The sequence below is a fragment of the Bacillus sp. LM 4-2 genome, from assembly GCF_000978495.1.
Classification (GTDB): Bacteria; Bacillota; Bacilli; order Bacillales; family Bacillaceae; genus Bacillus; species Bacillus subtilis.
This window is the reverse complement of record NZ_CP011101.1, coordinates 3,250,403-3,267,646: the sequence shown is the minus strand read 5'-3', so window position 1 is coordinate 3,267,646 and position 17,244 is coordinate 3,250,403. Positions and strand designations below refer to the sequence as shown.

General features: G+C 45.2%; 19 protein-coding genes and 1 riboswitch. Of the genes, 16 read left to right on the top strand and 3 right to left on the bottom strand.

What is annotated here, in order from left to right; genetic code table 11:
* Positions 1-36: 36 nt before the first annotated feature.
* Positions 37-1,194 carry an oxalate decarboxylase gene (gene oxdC / locus bslm_RS16305; protein ID WP_014477958.1) on the bottom strand — a complete coding sequence of 386 codons (1,158 nt, stop codon included), beginning with the start codon at positions 1,192-1,194 and terminating at the stop codon, positions 37-39.
* A 119-nt stretch (positions 1,195-1,313) separates the two neighbouring features.
* Complete coding sequence (locus bslm_RS21070; protein WP_003244090.1) at positions 1,314-1,466, bottom strand: YvrJ family protein; 153 nt, start codon at positions 1,464-1,466, stop codon at positions 1,314-1,316.
* A 201-nt stretch (positions 1,467-1,667) separates the two neighbouring features.
* On the opposite strand from bslm_RS21070, the gene sigO reads away from it, so the two are divergent.
* From sigO to bslm_RS16280, 5 genes are all read left to right on the top strand, one after another.
* Positions 1,668-2,198, top strand: a complete 531-nt coding sequence (sigO, locus tag bslm_RS16300; RefSeq protein WP_014477957.1) for an RNA polymerase sigma factor SigO — start codon at positions 1,668-1,670, stop codon at positions 2,196-2,198.
* Between the two features lie 3 nt (positions 2,199-2,201).
* Positions 2,202-2,441, top strand: coding sequence for a sigma-O factor regulator RsoA (gene rsoA, locus bslm_RS16295; RefSeq protein ID WP_003228484.1), 240 nt, complete (start codon positions 2,202-2,204; stop codon positions 2,439-2,441).
* A 151-nt stretch (positions 2,442-2,592) separates the two neighbouring features.
* A complete protein-coding gene (gene yvrH, locus bslm_RS16290; protein WP_003243545.1) occupies positions 2,593-3,306 on the top strand; it encodes a two-component system response regulator YvrH in 714 nt (237 codons plus the stop codon).
* On the top strand, positions 3,303-5,045 hold the full coding sequence (gene yvrG, locus bslm_RS16285) for a two-component system sensor histidine kinase YvrG (protein WP_046381321.1): 1,743 nt from the start codon (positions 3,303-3,305) through the stop codon (positions 5,043-5,045). Before yvrH ends, yvrG begins: the two co-directional genes overlap by 4 nt.
* Before the next feature lie 71 nt (positions 5,046-5,116).
* Positions 5,117-5,995 carry an SMP-30/gluconolactonase/LRE family protein gene (locus bslm_RS16280; protein ID WP_046381320.1) on the top strand — a complete coding sequence of 293 codons (879 nt, stop codon included), beginning with the start codon at positions 5,117-5,119 and terminating at the stop codon, positions 5,993-5,995.
* A 37-nt stretch (positions 5,996-6,032) separates the two neighbouring features.
* On the opposite strand, the gene bslm_RS16275 is transcribed toward bslm_RS16280, so the two are convergent.
* Positions 6,033-6,824 (bottom strand): SDR family NAD(P)-dependent oxidoreductase, encoded by a 792-nt coding sequence (locus bslm_RS16275; protein ID WP_046381319.1) that lies wholly within the window; start codon positions 6,822-6,824, stop codon positions 6,033-6,035.
* A gap of 153 nt (positions 6,825-6,977) precedes the next feature.
* Positions 6,978-7,116, top strand: a riboswitch (cobalamin riboswitch).
* 105 nt (positions 7,117-7,221) lie between these two features.
* Here bslm_RS16275 and bslm_RS16270 point away from each other — a divergent pair.
* The 11 genes from bslm_RS16270 (at position 7,222) to liaR (ending at position 17,237) form a co-directional block, all read left to right on the top strand.
* Entirely contained in the window at positions 7,222-8,166 is a 945-nt protein-coding gene (locus bslm_RS16270) for an ABC transporter substrate-binding protein (protein WP_046381318.1), read from the top strand.
* Complete coding sequence (locus bslm_RS16265) at positions 8,129-9,190, top strand: FecCD family ABC transporter permease (RefSeq protein WP_046381317.1); 1,062 nt, start codon at positions 8,129-8,131, stop codon at positions 9,188-9,190. Before bslm_RS16270 ends, bslm_RS16265 begins: the two co-directional genes overlap by 38 nt.
* Positions 9,190-10,518 carry an ABC transporter ATP-binding protein gene (locus tag bslm_RS16260; protein ID WP_080481007.1) on the top strand — a complete coding sequence of 443 codons (1,329 nt, stop codon included), beginning with the start codon at positions 9,190-9,192 and terminating at the stop codon, positions 10,516-10,518. The genes bslm_RS16265 and bslm_RS16260 overlap by 1 nt, the downstream gene beginning before the upstream one ends.
* A gap of 22 nt (positions 10,519-10,540) precedes the next feature.
* Positions 10,541-11,122: a cob(I)yrinic acid a,c-diamide adenosyltransferase gene (locus bslm_RS16255; protein WP_046381315.1), complete on the top strand. Its 582-nt coding sequence runs from the start codon at positions 10,541-10,543 to the stop codon at positions 11,120-11,122.
* A gap of 176 nt (positions 11,123-11,298) precedes the next feature.
* Positions 11,299-12,567 carry an MFS transporter gene (locus bslm_RS16250; RefSeq protein WP_015714685.1) on the top strand — a complete coding sequence of 423 codons (1,269 nt, stop codon included), beginning with the start codon at positions 11,299-11,301 and terminating at the stop codon, positions 12,565-12,567.
* Between the two features lie 161 nt (positions 12,568-12,728).
* Positions 12,729-13,109 (top strand): cell envelope stress-induced membrane anchor protein LiaI, encoded by a 381-nt coding sequence (gene liaI / locus bslm_RS16245; protein WP_003243447.1) that lies wholly within the window; start codon positions 12,729-12,731, stop codon positions 13,107-13,109.
* A gap of 26 nt (positions 13,110-13,135) precedes the next feature.
* Positions 13,136-13,813, top strand: coding sequence for a stress responsive protein LiaH (gene liaH, locus bslm_RS16240; protein WP_015714684.1), 678 nt, complete (start codon positions 13,136-13,138; stop codon positions 13,811-13,813).
* A gap of 100 nt (positions 13,814-13,913) precedes the next feature.
* Entirely contained in the window at positions 13,914-14,786 is an 873-nt protein-coding gene (gene liaG, locus bslm_RS16235) for a LiaG family protein (RefSeq protein WP_029318424.1), read from the top strand.
* 33 nt (positions 14,787-14,819) lie between these two features.
* A complete protein-coding gene (gene liaF / locus bslm_RS16230; RefSeq protein WP_014480832.1) occupies positions 14,820-15,545 on the top strand; it encodes a LiaRS two-component regulatory system accessory protein LiaF in 726 nt (241 codons plus the stop codon).
* Complete coding sequence (gene liaS, locus bslm_RS16225; protein WP_015251253.1) at positions 15,542-16,624, top strand: two-component system sensor histidine kinase LiaS; 1,083 nt, start codon at positions 15,542-15,544, stop codon at positions 16,622-16,624. The genes liaF and liaS overlap by 4 nt, the downstream gene beginning before the upstream one ends.
* The gene (liaR, locus tag bslm_RS16220) at positions 16,602-17,237 is read left to right on the top strand and encodes a two-component system response regulator LiaR (protein ID WP_046160834.1); all 636 of its coding nucleotides are present in this window, start codon (positions 16,602-16,604) and stop codon (positions 17,235-17,237) included. Before liaS ends, liaR begins: the two co-directional genes overlap by 23 nt.
* Positions 17,238-17,244 lie beyond the last annotated feature (7 nt).

Here is a 17,244-nt window from a genome sequence, read left to right as displayed (position 1 = left end):
GCAGAGAACGAGTGCTCTCTGCAAGCCGCAAGTCTTTTATTTACTGCATTTCTTTTTCACTACTGGGTGCTTTTCTTTTGAAAGCACATCAGTAAAGTCTTTGCCCAAGTCAAGGTGCGCTTGAACAAATGTTTCAGGAAGCATGGCAAGCCATTGGTTTAAAGATACATCAGCATAATGGTCGTCTTTGAAGATTTCTAAAAAGACAAGCGGTTCATCCCCGATGTTTTCAACGTAATGACCCATTGCAAATGGTACATATCCGACATCACCGGCTTGGTAATTAAACGTTCTGGCATGGCCGTCAGATGCAAAAACGGTCATTCTAGCTTTACCAGAGATGTAGTATTGCCATTCGTGTGTATTCGGATGCCAGTGCAGTTCCCTCATGGCGCCGGGTTCTACTGTTACGAGCGCTGATGCGATGGTTTTAGACACTTTGAAGTTTGTCGAATCTGCAATGTATACTTTTCCTCCCTCAGATTCGATCGGCTCTTGTTCAAGAAGGCGGTAAGTAAATGGATAAGGCACTTCGCCATTCGGCCCTTCCACAATATCATCTTTTAAACTGCCAGGGAGTTGGTTTTCAAATATATATTTTTCTTTGCCAGGCAAATTGGCAATCTCTTCTTTTGTCACGCCGAAGTTCGCAGCAATGACTTCTTTTGGAGTGTGGGCAAGCCAATCTGTCAGCTGAAACGTGCTGTTTTCAGAGAATGATCCATCGTCAAACACGAGCAGGAACTCAGCTCCCTCATCCAGCGCTTGTATGGAGTGCGGCAGGCCTGACGGGAAGTACCAAAGGTCTCCTTCACCTACATCGTCAATAAAGCTGCGCCCTTTTTCATCTACAATTGTGACTCTTGCACTTCCGTAAATCATATAAGCCCATTCTGCTTCTTTATGCCAGTGAAGCTCGCGAATGGCGCCTGGCTTCAGCCGCATATTTACGGATGCAAGGTTTTCTGAAATCGGCAATTCACGTACTGTCACTTCACGGGCATATCCGCCCTTTTCTAATCGGTTATGAGTATCAGAGAACGAAAACTTCATATTGCTGACGGTGCCATGATCGGTTTCAGGCGGAACGAGCATATCAGGGTTTTGCCGGTCTCTTTCAATATTGCGCGGGATTTTTACCGTTGCTCCTTTGTCTCCTCTAATTGGCTGCGGAATGTCATTTTGTTTTTTCATGAAATGTTTCCTCCTTAAATTTAATGTGATAGCAGAAAGAGAAGGTGAAAGGCCTTTCGTTTTCCCTTCTGTTTTGTTAAGTGAAAAAAACCAGTGAAAAGTCAACTTCGATTGAAAAATTATTTTTTTGCATGATCTTTCAGTTCTGTCATTAGTTCTATTAGTTGATCAAACTTCTTTTCGAATCGGGTCAGCAGATACATTGCAATCAGCGCGGGAAACCCCAAATTGCCGATCTGTTTTACGACTTCCTCTATAAAAACCTGATCCATAGGAAAATACCTCCCTTCTTTTTCTGCAGTCATGTATGTAAGTGAAGGAAATCCGATAAAACGTAAACTGCTGCAAAGTATTTTGGAAGACACTAGTCGGAAAGTAGTAGTTTACTTTTTTTTGCTTTCCTTCATTTAATTTAGTAGGGAGGCGGTTTGATGGACTATCAAAGTCTTTTACGGTCAAAATGTAAGGAGATAATGAAGCATCCCATCGTGAAGCATTTTTTGAGCAATCCTCAGCATTACCGTTTGTTCAAAAACGTAATGGAAAGCCCTAACGAAAAAGATGCAAAATCATTGGACGAGCTATTTAAGCAGTTTTATAAAGAAATCCGCATCGTCAAGTATATGAATTCAATGATTCGCATCTTTTCTATTGATTTTGATAAGCGGGTTCGCAAAAACCAAAAACGGTATCCGCTGACGGTTGATCATCCGGAGGCGGGAGATCGGCTTCCTTCCGAAACAGGAAGCGATGCATTTGAAGAATTTTTAGACAGGCAGGATGATTTGAGCCAGCATGTCCAGGATTACCAGCTCTACCAAGCGATCCAGAAGCTGACTGACAAACAAAAAAGTGTGCTGACGAAAGTGTATCTTCACGGTGCCACGATGCAGGAGATTGCAGATTCATTAGGGGAGTCCCGACAAAACATTTCCAACATTCATAAAAAGGGGCTGGAGAATATCAGAAAGCAGCTAGCGGCGCAAAAAAAGGGGGAAAAGTAAGCTGTGGACGGCCAGTTTGAACAAAAAAAGAAACAAAAAGACGAGACTTATGACATTGAGCACCTGATTGCATGCTTTTCACCGATGATCAGAAAAAAACTCAGCAATACGTCCTATCAAGAAAGAGAAGATTTAGAGCAAGAGCTGAAGATCAAAATGTTTGAAAAGGCTGATATGCTTTTGTGTCAGGATGTCCCGGGGTTTTGGGAGTTTATTTTGTACATGGTGGATGAGAACTCATAATATTTTCATATGAAAAAACATCAAAAGGGAGCGCTTGTTTGCTCCTTTTTTGCTGTTTTGATTTGCCAAGCTCCAATGTATTCAAAAATGTACCATAAATAAACGATATAATGATAAGATGAAAAAAACAGTGACAGAAAGGAACATAAAAGTGGAAAATGCGTCAATTTTAATCGTAGACGATGAGAAAGCGATTGTGGACATGATCAAACGCGTTCTCGAAAAAGAAGGTTATCGAAATATACTGGATGCGGCAAGCGCAGAAGAAGCGATTCCCGTTGTGAAGGCCAATAAGGTTGACTTGATTGTGCTGGATGTCATGATGGGCGGAATGTCCGGTTTTGAAGCCTGCACATTGATCAGAGAGTATTCAGACGCTCCGATTTTTTTCCTGACGGCAAGATCATCCGACGCGGACAAATTATCGGGCTTTGCGGTTGGAGCTGATGACTATATCACAAAACCATTTAATCCGCTGGAATTAGCGGCGCGGATCAGAGCGCATCTCAAGCGTACATATCAATCGAAAGAAACGAGTTCAAATCAAACCTACACATATGATTACTTTACTTTTTCTCCGCAAAATGCCGAGCTGATCGTAGGCGGGGAAGCCGTTGCCTGTTCAGCCCAGCTTCTGCAGCTTTTGCAGTATTTTTGTGAACACCCTAACGTGGTGCTTTCCAAAGATCAAATATATGAAAAAGTATGGGGCTATCCTTCCTACGGTGACAACAATACCGTCATGGTTCATATTCGCAAGCTTAGGGAGAAGATTGAGCGCGATCCGAGCAATCCGGAGTATATTGTAACCGTTCGAGGTCTCGGCTATCGTTTTATCCCAAATCCTGAAGGCAAGCGGTCATGAGGTTAAGATGGAAGTTTTTGTTTCACTTTTTCGGTCAGATGCTGATTGTGATCCTGCTGCTTACGGTTATGCTTGTTGCGTCGTTTTTCTATTTAGACGCTCGTTTTAGCGATGCGGAATCCAATTCAGGGCTGACGAAAGCAACGACCGACACACTTGAGGCATATCTCGATGTAAACGAAGACGGGACATGGGAAGTGGATAATTTCCTGAAGAAATCTGTTGATAAACAGCACGGCTGGATGCAAATCATTGATTCGGAAGGAAACACTGATTATTCCTACAGCGTGCCAAAAGACGTGCCTGGCACCTATACCAAGAAAGAGCTTTTGTCTATTTATAAAACCAAAAAGCTTCATAACTATAAACTGAATTATTGGGCCATCAATATTGAAGATAAGTCGTATCTTCTATTGTCCGGCTGGAAATCAAAAAGTGAACAGCTCCTGACTTCCGTTGAAAAGCGCGAACAAAAGATAGACTCACTAGCGCACTATAAGTCTAGTACCATCGACTATATTAAACGGAAAAAAGGCGCCATTTACCTGTTAGACAGCAATGGAAAGATTCTCGACAGCATCAACAGCACAAAAAGCGAAAGAAAAACGATGAACCAGCTGGAGCTGCTTAAATACAGCTCTAAACCTTGGAACTATAAGCGGGAAATTTCCGTTAAGATCCTCAATAAAGACAGATGGATGGTCGCTACGGTGCCGAACCCTGTCTATGTAACCGATCAGGAGTTTAACAAATCGTTCCTGAAGGTTGTATTAAAAGCGATGTTTCTCGTGATGGCCGTTTTGTTCATGTATATCATTTGGATGACCGTTTGGTATATGTTCCGATTCGGGCTGCCGATTTTTCATACGATTAGATGGCTGGTCAATCTGTCAAAAGGGAAGCTTGAGGAACCCAGAAACCGGGACGGCCGTCCTGTCAGCAAAAATAAAAAGGGAAAAATCAAACAGCCGTACCGCTTCTTCGGTGAGATATTTGAATCAATGGATCAGCTGACTGAAACGCTGAGAAGGGATAAAAGAAACAGAGAAAAAATCCAGGCGACAAGGGAAGAATGGATTGCCGGTTTGTCACATGACTTAAAAACACCGCTCAGCAGCATTTACGGCTACAGCATGATGCTCGAGTCGAAGCAGTATGACTGGTCGCCGGAAGAAGTGAAAGAAATGGGGCAGGTTGTCAGAGAAAAATCTGAATACATGTCTAAGCTGATTGAAGACTTAAATTTAACGTATCGGCTGAAAAATGATGCTCTTCCTATTGAGAGAAATCTCACTAGCCTTATCCCGTTTTTTAAAAATGTCATTGAGGATTTTAAGAAAAATCCGTTTTCTGAAGGCTATGATATCTCGTTTGTATCCAAAGAAGAGCATATTGAATTTGCCCTTGATGAAGCGTGGTTCAGGCGCATATTAGAAAACCTCCTTGGGAATGCCGTGAAGCACAACGACAAAGGAACAGAGATTCAAGTCATTCTGGAGCAAACAAAAAATCATATATCTTTAAAGGTGAAGGACAATGGGAAAGGAATGGATGAAGAAACGATTACCCATTTGTTTAACCGTTACTACAGAGGGACGAACACAAAAGATTCAACTGCCGGAACGGGTCTCGGGCTCGCGATTGCCAAGGAGCTTGTCCATCTGCATAACGGAACGATACATGTGAACAGCAGAATGAACATTGGAACGGTCATTACCATCCTTTTTAAAAAACAATAAACATCAAGTGGTTTGGACACCTCTTTGCCGGGAATAACAATATATAGACTGAAGCTAAAGAGGTGTAACACATGGATGCAGTATTGGAAGCAGACACTCGGGCAGTGATTGGAGAAGGCCCGTTATGGGATGAAGAAAACGGCCGCTTATATTGGGTTGATATCCTGGGGAGCGAGCTCCATATCTTTGACCCTGAAGAAAAAATCAACCGATCAATCAAATTCAAATCCTTTGTGACGGCGCTTGCGAAATATTCAAAGGATGAACTGATTATGACGATGAAGGACGGGTTTTACCTGTATCATCTTCGGGATGACAGCTTGGAAAAAATTAAACAGCCGAAGGACATGCATGAGAGCCTGAGATTTAATGATGCTAAATGTGACCCGTACGGAAGGCTTTGGGCGGGGACGACGAGCATGGAAGGCGAGCAAAAACAGGCGTCGCTGTACCGTTTGAATCTAGACGGCAGTCTTGTCAAAATCAAGGATCAAGTCTCCACCTCAAACGGTTTGGATTGGGACCGCGAGCGGAATTTGATGTATTATATCGATACGCCGACGCAGGAGATTGTGCGTTACAGCTATGATCCTCAAAGCGGAGATGTTTCGAATCCAGAACCTGTCTATCGTTTTGATCAGTCGGACGGATTGCCGGACGGCATGACAATTGACCAAAATGGCATGCTGTGGGTGGCGCTGTTTCGCGGCAGCCGCGTTGTTCACATTGACCCGTTTCAGAAAAAAGAAATCAATTCAATCAGCGTGCCGGCTAAATATGTCACGTGCTGCGCGTTCGGCGGCAAAGACTTAAAAACCCTTTACATTACAACGGCAACAGAACAAATGACAGAAAAAGAGAGATACGAGCAGCCTCACGCTGGAGGGTTGTTTTCAGCACAACTGGAAACAGGCGGATATCAGCCGGTACCATTTGCTGGAGACGTATAAAAAAAACGCATCCGAAACAACGGATGCGTTTTTTATACTACAGAGAACGGATAATGCCGCCTTCCACACGCTGTGCCGTGCCGTTAATGGCGGATGCGGCGTCAGACGCGAGGAATACGATTGTGTTGGCGACTTCTTCTGCTGTCGCGTATCGCTGAATAAGCGAGGTTGGCTCATTGACCTTGAAATAGTCTTTGATAAATGTATCTGTATCCTGTCCGGCTGCTTGTGCGGCGCCTTCCATATAGGAGGCCACGCCCTCTGTCCAAGTAGGTCCCGGGAGCACTGAGTTGACCGTCACATTTGTGCCTTTTGTCATTTCAGCCATTCCTCTTGAAAGGCTGATCAGCGCCGTTTTTGTCATTGAGTATGGAATCATCGTTGGCAGCGGTTTGACGCCTGCTTCACTTGCAATATTTAAAATGCGGCCGCTGTTTTTGGCAAGCATTTTTGGAAGGAAGTGACGGCTTGTCCGAACGGCGCTCATCACGTTCACTTCGAAATATTGATTCCACTCTTCATCTGTCACATCGGCGAAGTCTTTTACCTCGAAGAAACCAAGGTTGTTGACAAGGATATCGATATCACCGATTTCATTTACTTTTTCGATAAAAGCCGCTGCTTCATCTGTTTTTGACAAATCGGCAGCAGCACCGTGCACTGTTCCATAGCCAGAAAGCTCGTCAATCGTGCGATCGACAGTCTCCTGTTTGCGTCCGTTGACAATGACTGCCGCACCCTCTTGCAGAAAGCTTTTTGCGGCGGCTTTCCCGATACCGGACGTCGAGCCGGTGATTAAGACGAGTTTGTCTTTTAGCTGTAAATCCATAAGAATCATTCCTTTTGATTGATGATGGTATTAAGTATACAAGATTAAATTTAGTGTTTACGAGGATTTTGCTCCCATGCACAATACGGGGAAAAGTCATTCAGGACGCATATACAAGCCTGTCAGTCATATAGTATAATTACTCCGAAAAAAGGATACGAATGTCAAATAGGTGCCGGTCCGTTAACAACAGCCGGCTTAAAAGGGAAACCGGTAAAAGCCGGTGCGGTCCCGCCACTGTAATTGGCCAAGCGCCAAGAGCCAGGATACCTGCCTGTTTGATCAGCACGAATTCTGCGAGGACAGATGATGTGTAAACAATAGGCTTTTTTGTGTTGTTTACAGCATCTTTACCGTCGTAGAGATGCTTTTTTAGTTCGTTTAGGAGGAAAAGATTATGAAAAAACGAGCCGGGATATGGACTGCGCTCCTGTTGGCTGTTGTTATGCTGGCAGGCTGCGGCAATCCTGCGGATCAGAAGGATTCAAAGGCAAAACCAAAAACAGAAGCGTTCCCTGTCACCATTGATGATGCGTCAAACCAAGATGTAACCATCAAAAAAGAGCCAAAAAAGATTGTTTCATTAATGCCGAGCAACACAGAAATTACATACGCACTCGGCCTTGGTGACAAAGTGGTCGGTGTCACCACAAACGATACCTATCCAAAGGAAGTCAAAAAGGTTGAGAAAGTCGGAGATATGAATGTAAACGTTGAAAAAGTCATTTCTCTAAAACCAGATCTCGTTCTGGCCCATGAGTCTTCCATGTCAGCATCAGCAGATGCCATCAAACAGCTGAAGGACGCGGGCATTACAGTGCTGACTGTCAATGATGCACAATCATTCTCCGAGGTGTACAAATCAATCGAAATGATCGGAGAAGCTGGCGGGGCGGAGAAAAAAGCTGATCAGCTCGTGAAACGCATGAAATCAGATCTAAAGGATATTAAAGAAAAAGCGAAAACCATTTCAAAAGACGAGGAGAAAAGCGTATTTATCGAGGTTTCTCCTGATCCTGACATTTATACAACCGGAAAAGATACGTTTATGAATGAAATGCTGAATGTCATCCATGCTAAAAACGCAGCTGCGGATCAGACAGGATGGGTGCAAATGACAGACGAGGCGATCGTAAAACTCAATCCTGATGCAATTGTTACAACGGACGGTGTGAAAGCGAAAGCTGTGGAAAAACGCGATGGCTGGAGCGAAATCAATGCTGTGAAACATCATCGTGTATATGATGTGGACCCTGATCTTGTGACACGTTCCGGTCCCCGTCTGATCGAAGGGGTCGAAGAACTTGCGGAAAGCATTTACCCGGATACGTTTAAGGAATAATCGTTATGCCGCATATATCATTGGTTTCTCATTTTTAGCCGTGAGCATCATCTTAGGAATTTCTTGCGGCAGCCTGCATATTCCTATTCCCGCTGTTTTTCGTGTCTTTTGGCATCAAGGTTTCGGCGGCTCTATCGGTTCTGATGATCCGATGTACACTAATATTATGATGAATATCAGACTGCCGAGAGTTGTGCTGGCCGCCCTTGTGGGGGCGGCTCTTTCTATTGCAGGGGCCGCTTTTCAAGGATTATTGAAAAATCCACTTGCTGATCCCTATACGCTAGGTGTGTCATCCGGTGCTTCAGTCGGAGCTGTTGTGACTCTGTTCTTAGGTCTGCACCTTCCTGTCATCGGAGAGTTTACACTCCCGGTTGTGAGTGTTGCCGCGGCACTTGCCACGATGGCGGCGGTCCTTTTCTTCAGCCGCCTCGTTCATGCTTCGATGTCTGTTTCCACCCTCATTTTGACCGGTGTCATCACTAACTCTTTTTTGGGCGCATTTATTTCTCTTATCATCGCCTTGACAGGAGACAACCTGCTTCCGATTGTGCATTGGCTGCTTGGCAGCGTCTCAATGAGGGGCTGGAGCTATGTTATTTTGTTTCTCCCGTTTTTTCTTTTGGGAATCACTTTATTGATTATAAACGGAAGGGAACTGAACGTGATGACATATGGAGAAGATAAAGCAAAGCTTCTTGGAGTCAGCGTTCAGCAGAGGAAGATGATGATTTTAATAGCCGGATCTCTTTTGACGGGAAGCGCTGTGGCAGTATCGGGTACGATTGGCTTTGTCGGCCTTGTGATTCCGCATATCACAAGGCTTTTGTGGGGAACCGACCATCGGCATTTACTGCCGCTGTCCGCCTTGCTCGGGGCAGGGTTTCTCGTTTTAGCCGATCTGCTTTCCAGAACCATCATTGAGCCGATTGAACTGCCGATCGGGATCATTACGTCCTTGGCGGGAGCGCCTGTGTTCGCTCTTATTTTAATTCGGCAGCACCGCGGGGGGAGAAGCTTATGATGAAGGCAGAAGGGCTGTCGGGAGGATACGGGGACCGCCGCCTAATCAACAATGTCAGCTTAACAGTGGAGAAGGGAGATTTTCTCGGAATTCTCGGCCCCAATGGAAGCGGAAAAACCACGCTTTTGCACTTGCTGACAGGCACGCTGCCGGCCAAGGAAGGCAGCGTTTATCTGGCCGGAAAACTGCTGGCGGACTATAAACCGAAGGAACTGGCGCAAATCATGGCCGTCCTGCCACAAAAAACGGATCAAGCCTTCACCTTTACCGTCGAAGAAACTGTAGCCTTTGGCAGATATCCATTCCAAACGGGGCTGTTCAGACAGCAGACTGAAAAGGATGAAGCCATTGTACAGGAAGCAATGGAGCAAACAGGAGTGGCCGCTTTTGCACAAAAGCCGATTCGCGAACTAAGCGGAGGGGAACAGCAGCGGGTGTATTTGGCACAAGCTTTGGCGCAGCAGCCGCGTATTTTATTTTTGGACGAGCCGACTAGTTTTCTCGATCTGGCTTATCAAAAAGACCTGCTTGATCTGATCAAACGCCTGACGAGAGAAAGCGGATTGGCAGCTGTCAGTGTTTTTCATGATCTGAACACCGCAAGCCTGTACTGTGATGAGCTCATGTTTATGAAAAACGGTACCGCTGGGCCTAAGCAAAAACCGGAATATGTTGTTACAGAACAAAGCATAAAGGCGGTGTACGATACAGATGTCACCGCCTTGGTTCATCAAAGCTCACCTAAACCGATGATTGTGATTCAGCCTGAAAAAGATAGCGTGAAGCGGCAGTCTATCCCATTTGAAGCATTGCTCCAAGCGGGGCGTGATGACATTCTTCTGCAAACGGAAATCCCGCTTCGAACATTGTCCTCGACGCCTATCGGTGCAGGGTTTTCGTGGAGCAGGACGCTGATCCATAAACGGCTGCCAGATCAGCCAGATCCGATAGAAGGACTTACGGCCTGTCTTTCAGAAAGCGGTTTTCAACTGCAGGAGACGTGTGCGATGGCTTCTTCAGAAAGACTTGACCGTTTCGTGTATCGAACTTATGAAGACGGAGAGTTATCCGTTTTCATATGCGTTCAGACCGGCTTTTCGATTTGGATTTTGATTAACGGCTATGCGGCAGATCAATTCTTCATCAAAGCTCTTATGGCTGCCGAAGCAGAACGGACGAAAGTGCTGGGAGACGGAGGAGGCACAGGTGATATTCTCATCGCCGCGACTCAAACTCAGCAATCCGAAAACATAGAACAGCGGCTGAACCAATTGATAAAGAAAGGGACAGCTGAATGTGTAAAAGAGGCTGCTGAGTTGTTTGAATAAGTCTGTAAAGGAGATTCAGGGTATGAAACTATATACAAAAACAGGCGATAAGGGACAAACGGGCTTAGTCGGGGGCAGAACGGACAAGGACAGCTTACGCGTCGAAAGCTACGGCACGATTGACGAGCTTAACAGCTTTATCGGGCTTGCTTTGGCAGAGCTTTCCGGGCAGCCCGGCTTTGAAGATCTGACAGCCGAGCTGCTGACCATCCAGCATGAGCTGTTTGACTGCGGAGGCGATCTGGCAATCGTCACAGAAAGAAAAGACTATAAACTAACGGAAGAATCTGTTTCCTTTTTAGAAACGCGCATTGATGCCTATACAGCAGAAGCGCCGGATCTGAAGAAATTTATTCTTCCAGGCGGATCAAAGTGTGCTTCGCTTCTCCATATCGCACGCACCATTACAAGGCGGGCAGAACGAAGAGTGGTGGCGCTGATGAAATCGGAGGAGATTCATGAAACAGTGCTGCGTTATCTCAATCGTCTGTCCGATTATTTCTTTGCCGCCGCCCGGGTTGTGAATGCAAGAAGCGGTATTGGCGATGTAGAATATGAAAGAAGTGCCATTGTGTTTCGGGACCGAAACAGCAGCGAATCATAAAAAGTGAAAAGGAAAGCCGGCGTGTTCAAATACATGCCGGCTTTTTTTGTTTTTCACTCTGTCAATTTCCCATTTTACGACAAAAAATGAACCTTATGAATTATTGACTGAAAAATGGAAAAATGAGATATTGTAATAAATAGATGTAAAAAATAGGCAACGGGGGGCTCTGATGGATGGTGAATTTAATTGAAAGTGATAGCATCTGGAAGAGAAATTTCAATTATCTGTTTTTCTCAAGAATAGTCAAGATATCCGGCGATATGTTCGCATTTAATTCAATATTATGGTTTTTAATTTATGACGGCAAAGGTGCGATCGGCACTGCTTTATTGATTGCTGTCACGTTTTTGCCGGAAGCCGTTCTGGCGCCTGTGACGGGGCCTTTTATGAAACAGACCACGCTGAAATTTTGGATGTACTTTTCAGATCTGACAAGGGCGGCGATTGTTTTGATTATCCCTCTATGTCATTTTGCGGGCTTCTCTCCGCTGTGGTTTGTCATGACGCTTATGATTGTGCATTCAGCTACTGGAGCTGCCTACAATCCCGCCTCTATCGCTTTGATTCCTCAAATCGTAAATGAACAGGGCATTCAAAAAGCAAATGCTGTGCTGCAGTCCTCCGCTCAAATTGTCAGGCTCGGGGCTGTCACATTATGTGGCGCTTTTCTCACATTTATCAGTCCTTCTTATACCATGCTTATCGCACTTGTGCTCTATTTGGTGTCAGGTTTTCTCGTTCTTTTTATTAAGTACACTGCGGTTGAATCTCAATCAGAGTCTGCGGTTGTTACACAGAGAGGCACATATATCGGAAGACTGAAACGCGGCTTTAGGCTCGTCAGAAAACACCAGATTTTATATCCGCTCGCCATTTACTGTATCTTTATGAATTTCGCGGCTGCCCCATGGGAAGCGCTCTCTGCCGTATACGTTGCGGAAGATTTAAACGGCCAGCCGATCGTATACTCGCTTTTAAAGGCCACCACCGCCGCGGGCGCGTTTTTATTAGGGTTTGTGCTGGCGAAAGTCAAGGTAAACAGGTACGGCTTGTTATTCGTCACTGCCGGTATTATTGAAGGATTTGCTTTCTTTATTACCGGGATGAATACCTTTTTGCCGCTCGTCTTTTTCGCTGCTTTTACCTTTGGCGCCGCAGTCAGTGCTGTTAATGTTCCTGAGTACACGATTATCCAGACGTCTGTGGATAGTGAGGATCAGCCGCAGGTTTACGCCGTTATACATATGATCTCCAATATTTCGATCCCAGCCGGAGCTGTCATTTGCGGGTATGCCGCTAATGCTTTCGGCTCAGGTAAAGTGATCGCTGCCGGCGGGATTGTCGAAATTATTGCGGGTATCGGAATTTTGCTGTTTACAAAACTGGCCAAAGCAGAAAGGTCCGACCTGATTAAAGAAAGGGAAGCAAGTGTTCATCTGTAAAGGGTTTTAAAACGCCATGCCTCGTGCATGGCGTTTTTTTGTGCCAATGGGTCCGGTGCGAGATACGACTCCGGTCTTATATAAAAATCAATCTCTGATTCGTTTTGCATATCTTCCAACTTGTATAAGATGAAGACAAGGAAAACGAAAGGAGGATCTGCATGAAGATAAACAAGAAAACAATAGGCGGATTCTTATTAATTGTATTTGGGATCTCTGTCTTTTTTGGAGGAGGAAGCTTCGGCTTTATCATCCCGCTCGCCATCGGGAGCTTGATGACATACGCAGGAATCAAAAGGTTTGCCGCGGGAAAAACCATCACGGGAATCATCGTGGGCGGTATCGGAGCCATTATGCTCATCTGCTCACTTCCGTTTGTCGTCGGAATCGCGTTGGCGGCCGCTATGGTGTATTACGGCTGGAAGCTGATGAAAAACGGATCAGCTGATAACGGTGTATCATCTTTTGATCCTGAACCGGCTTCTGCTGCTTACCAATCTCACTTTGATGACGAATGGGAAGAATTTTTGAAGAAAAAATAATATCAATATATTAGGAGGAATTAGGTATGGTATTAAAAAGAATCAGAGACATGTTTGTTGCGTCAGTTCATGAAGGACTTGATAAAATGGAGAATCCGAAGGTGATGCTGAATCAATATGTACGCGATATGGAAAGCGACATCGCAAAAGCAAAGCAAACAATTGTGAAACAGCACACGATTGCCTATCAATTTAAGAAAAAATATGAAGAAGCCGCTGAAGTTGCTGGCAAACGGAAAAATCAGGCACAGCTCGCATTTGACGCAGGTGAAGAAGAACTGGCGAAAAAGGCGCTGACTGAAATGAAGTATTTAGAAGGGAAGGCGGCTGAGCATAAAGCTTCCTATGAACAGGCAAACAGTCAGCTGGCTGATCTGAAAGAGCAGCTGGCTGCACTTGAAACAAAGCTTCAGGACGTAAAGGATAAAAAACAGGCGCTGATTGCGCGGGCAAATGCGGCGAAAGCTAAAGAGCATATGAATACGACATTTGACAAAATTGACAGTGAAAGCGCGTATCGTGAATTTTTGCGTATTGAAAATCGTATTGAAGAAATGGAAATCCGCGCGAATTATTCAAAGTCAGCGGAAGCCGGTGCAGAACTTACACGTAAAGAATTCGCAGACGATGTGGAAGCGGAGATTGAAAAAATGCGGACACTTTCACTGCAAAAATCAGACCAGACACAAGCGGCAAATGAATAAGCGGAACGGGGAAGGATTTGCGGTCAAGTCCTTCCCTTCCGCACGTATCAATTCGCAAGCTTTTCCTTTATAATAGAATGAATGAGAAGGATGAAACCGAATGAAAAAAATGCTTGGCAAACTGTTGATCACTGCCGGTATTCTGATTTTTTTCGCTGTTGTCGTAAAAGATGTGTTTGCTGCAGGCTTAGGTTTCATAAATGGCACAGAAGCCGATTCAGCCAGCGCATCGCCGCGGGACATTGACAGCATGGTCATTGAGTCGGATAGCAAGGATGTCCGGATTATAGCGGAAGAACGAAGTGACATATCGGCAGGCATTTCAGGAGACTCAGGAAAGTTATTTGTTACTGAAAACAAAAGAAAACTGGAGCTGACCGTAAAGGAAAAAGAATTTCAATTTTTGAATGGATTTAACCGTTCAACTCTTATCGTCAGGCTTCCGTATGATTATAAAGGTGATCTGGCAGTACGAACCTCAAGCGGTGACGTGTCTGTGGCCGGGAATGACCATCTTGCGCTTTCCGGGCTGAACGCAGTATCTGCGAGCGGAAATACGAGCGTGACGGACGTCCGCATTCAAGATCTGAAAGTGAAGGCATCATCGGGGGATGTTTCCATTTCAAATACCGTCTCCAAAACAGCCGGCATTGATTTAGCTTCAGGGGACGCAAATCTGGTTCATGTATCAGGCTCTCTTGATGTGAAAATGACTTCAGGAGATTTTAATGCTGTATTGAAAAAGGTAACCGGTCCCGTATCTGTCACGCTGACAAGCGGTGATGCTAATGTAAGCCTTCCCCAAAACGGCAGCTTTGCAGTCAATGCTTTATCAGCAAGCGGTGACGTCAGTTCGCCGTATTCATTTGCTGATAAAGCACATAAAGAACAGCATCACATCACAGGCACGCAAGGAAGCGGCCAGCATCCAATCGACATCAAAACGGACAGCGGGGATCTAGCGATACGGTAGCACTAGGCAGAAGAAAGGAGGCGGACACCAGGAATGACAAAAAAACAGCTTCTCGGATTGATCATTGCTTTATTCGGCATCAGTATGTTTTTGCAAATTATCGGAATAGGCGATCTGCTGTTTTGGCCGCTCTTTTTTCTGATTGCCGGCTATTTCCTTAAAAAATATTCCCGTGATTGGCTTGGCTCCGTCATGTATATCTTTGCCGCGTTTCTATTTTTGAAAAACCTCTTCAGCATCACCTTTAATTTATTCGGCTATGCGTTTGCTGCATTTCTGATTTACGCCGGCTACAGGCTTATCAAAGGGAAGCCGATATTTGAACCGAATGAGAAACAGGTCAATCTCAATAAAAAAGAACATCATGATCCGCCAAAAGATGTAAAACATCCCGACATGCGCAGCTTTTTTATCGGTGAGCTGCAAATGATGAAGCAGCCGTTTGACCTGAATGATTTAAATGTCTCTGGTTTTATCGGTGATATCAAAATCGATTTATCTAAAGCGATGATTCCCGAGGGAGAAAGTACAATCGTCATTAGCGGAGTCATTGGTAACGTTGATATTTATGTACCATCGGACCTTGAAGTGGCTGTCAGCTCAGCTGTTTTTATAGGTGACATCAATCTGATCGGCTCGAAGAAAAGCGGATTAAGCACGAAGGTATATGCCGCGTCAACCGATTTCAGCGAGTCAAAGCGCCGTGTCAAAGTGTCCGTTTCCTTATTTATCGGTGATGTGGATGTGAAGTACGTATGAGAAAAAAAATGCTTGCCAGCCTCCAATGGCGCGCCATCCGCATGACAACGGGAATCAGCCTGCTCCTTTTTGCCTGCCTGATTTCCTTTATGATGTTTTACTATCGGCTCGATCCGCTTGTTTTGCTGTCATCAAGCTGGTTCGGAATTCCGTTTATCCTGATTTTGCTTCTGATCAGCGTGACAGTCGGTTTCGCCTCAGGGTATATGTACGGCAACCGGTTGAAGACAAGGATTGATACATTAATTGAATCCATTTTAACCTTTGAAAACGGCAATTTCGCTTATCGGATACCTCCGCTCGGTGATGATGAAATCGGCCTGGCCGCTGATCAGCTGAACGAAATGGCGAAGCGCGTGGAGCTTCAAGTCGCATCCCTGCAGAAACTTTCCAATGAACGTGCGGAATGGCAGGCTCAAATGAAGAAGTCGGTTATCTCAGAAGAACGCCAGCGATTGGCTAGAGATCTTCATGATGCGGTCAGCCAGCAGCTCTTTGCAATATCGATGATGACATCAGCCGTGCTGGAACATGTCAAGGATGCTGATGACAAAACAGTCAAGCGGATCAAGATGGTCGAGCATATGGCAGGCGAAGCCCAAAATGAGATGAGGGCGCTGCTGCTCCATTTACGGCCTGTTACCCTTGAAGGAAAAGGGCTGAAGGAGGGCCTTACGGAGCTTTTGGACGAGTTCCGAAAAAAGCAGCCGATTGATATTGAGTGGGATATACAGGACACAGCGATATCCAAGGGTGTTGAAGACCACTTGTTCAGAATCGTGCAGGAGGCCCTTTCAAACGTATTTAGACATTCAAAAGCGTCAAAAGTAACCGTGATTCTGGGCATAAAGAACAGCCAGCTCCGTCTGAAGGTGATTGATAATGGAAAAGGCTTCAAAATGGACCAGGTGAAAGCATCCTCATACGGATTGAATTCTATGAAGGAACGTGCAAGTGAAATCGGCGGGGTCGCCGAAGTGATTTCAGTAGAAGGAAAAGGCACCCAAATCGAAGTGAAGGTCCCGATTTTCCCGGAAGAAAAAGGAGAGAACGAACGTGATTCGAGTATTATTGATTGATGATCATGAAATGGTCAGAATGGGGCTCGCGGCTTTTTTGGAGGCGCAGCCCGATATTGAAGTCATCGGCGAAGCATCGGACGGCAGCGAAGGTGTTCGGCTTGCTGCGGAACTGTCGCCTGATGTCATTTTAATGGACCTTGTCATGGAGGGCATGGATGGCATTCAAGCTACAAAGCAAATTTGCCGGGAGCTTTCTGACCCGAAAATTATTGTGCTCACTAGCTTCATTGATGATGACAAAGTGTACCCGGTTATTGAAGCTGGCGCGCTCAGCTATCTGTTGAAAACCTCAAAAGCGGCAGAAATCGCCGATGCCATCCGCGCCGCAAGCAAGGGAGAGCCGAAGCTGGAGTCAAAAGTGGCGGGAAAAGTATTATCCAGGTTGCGCCACTCAGGTGAAAACGCGCTCCCGCATGAATCGCTTACAAAACGGGAGCTCGAAATACTCTGCCTGATCGCAGAAGGAAAGACAAACAAAGAAATAGGCGAGGAACTGTTTATTACGATTAAAACAGTCAAAACACATATTACGAATATTTTATCAAAGCTGGATGTCAGTGACCGGACGCAGGCGGCGGTGTACGCACACCGAAATCATCTCGTGAATTAGGCGGCTG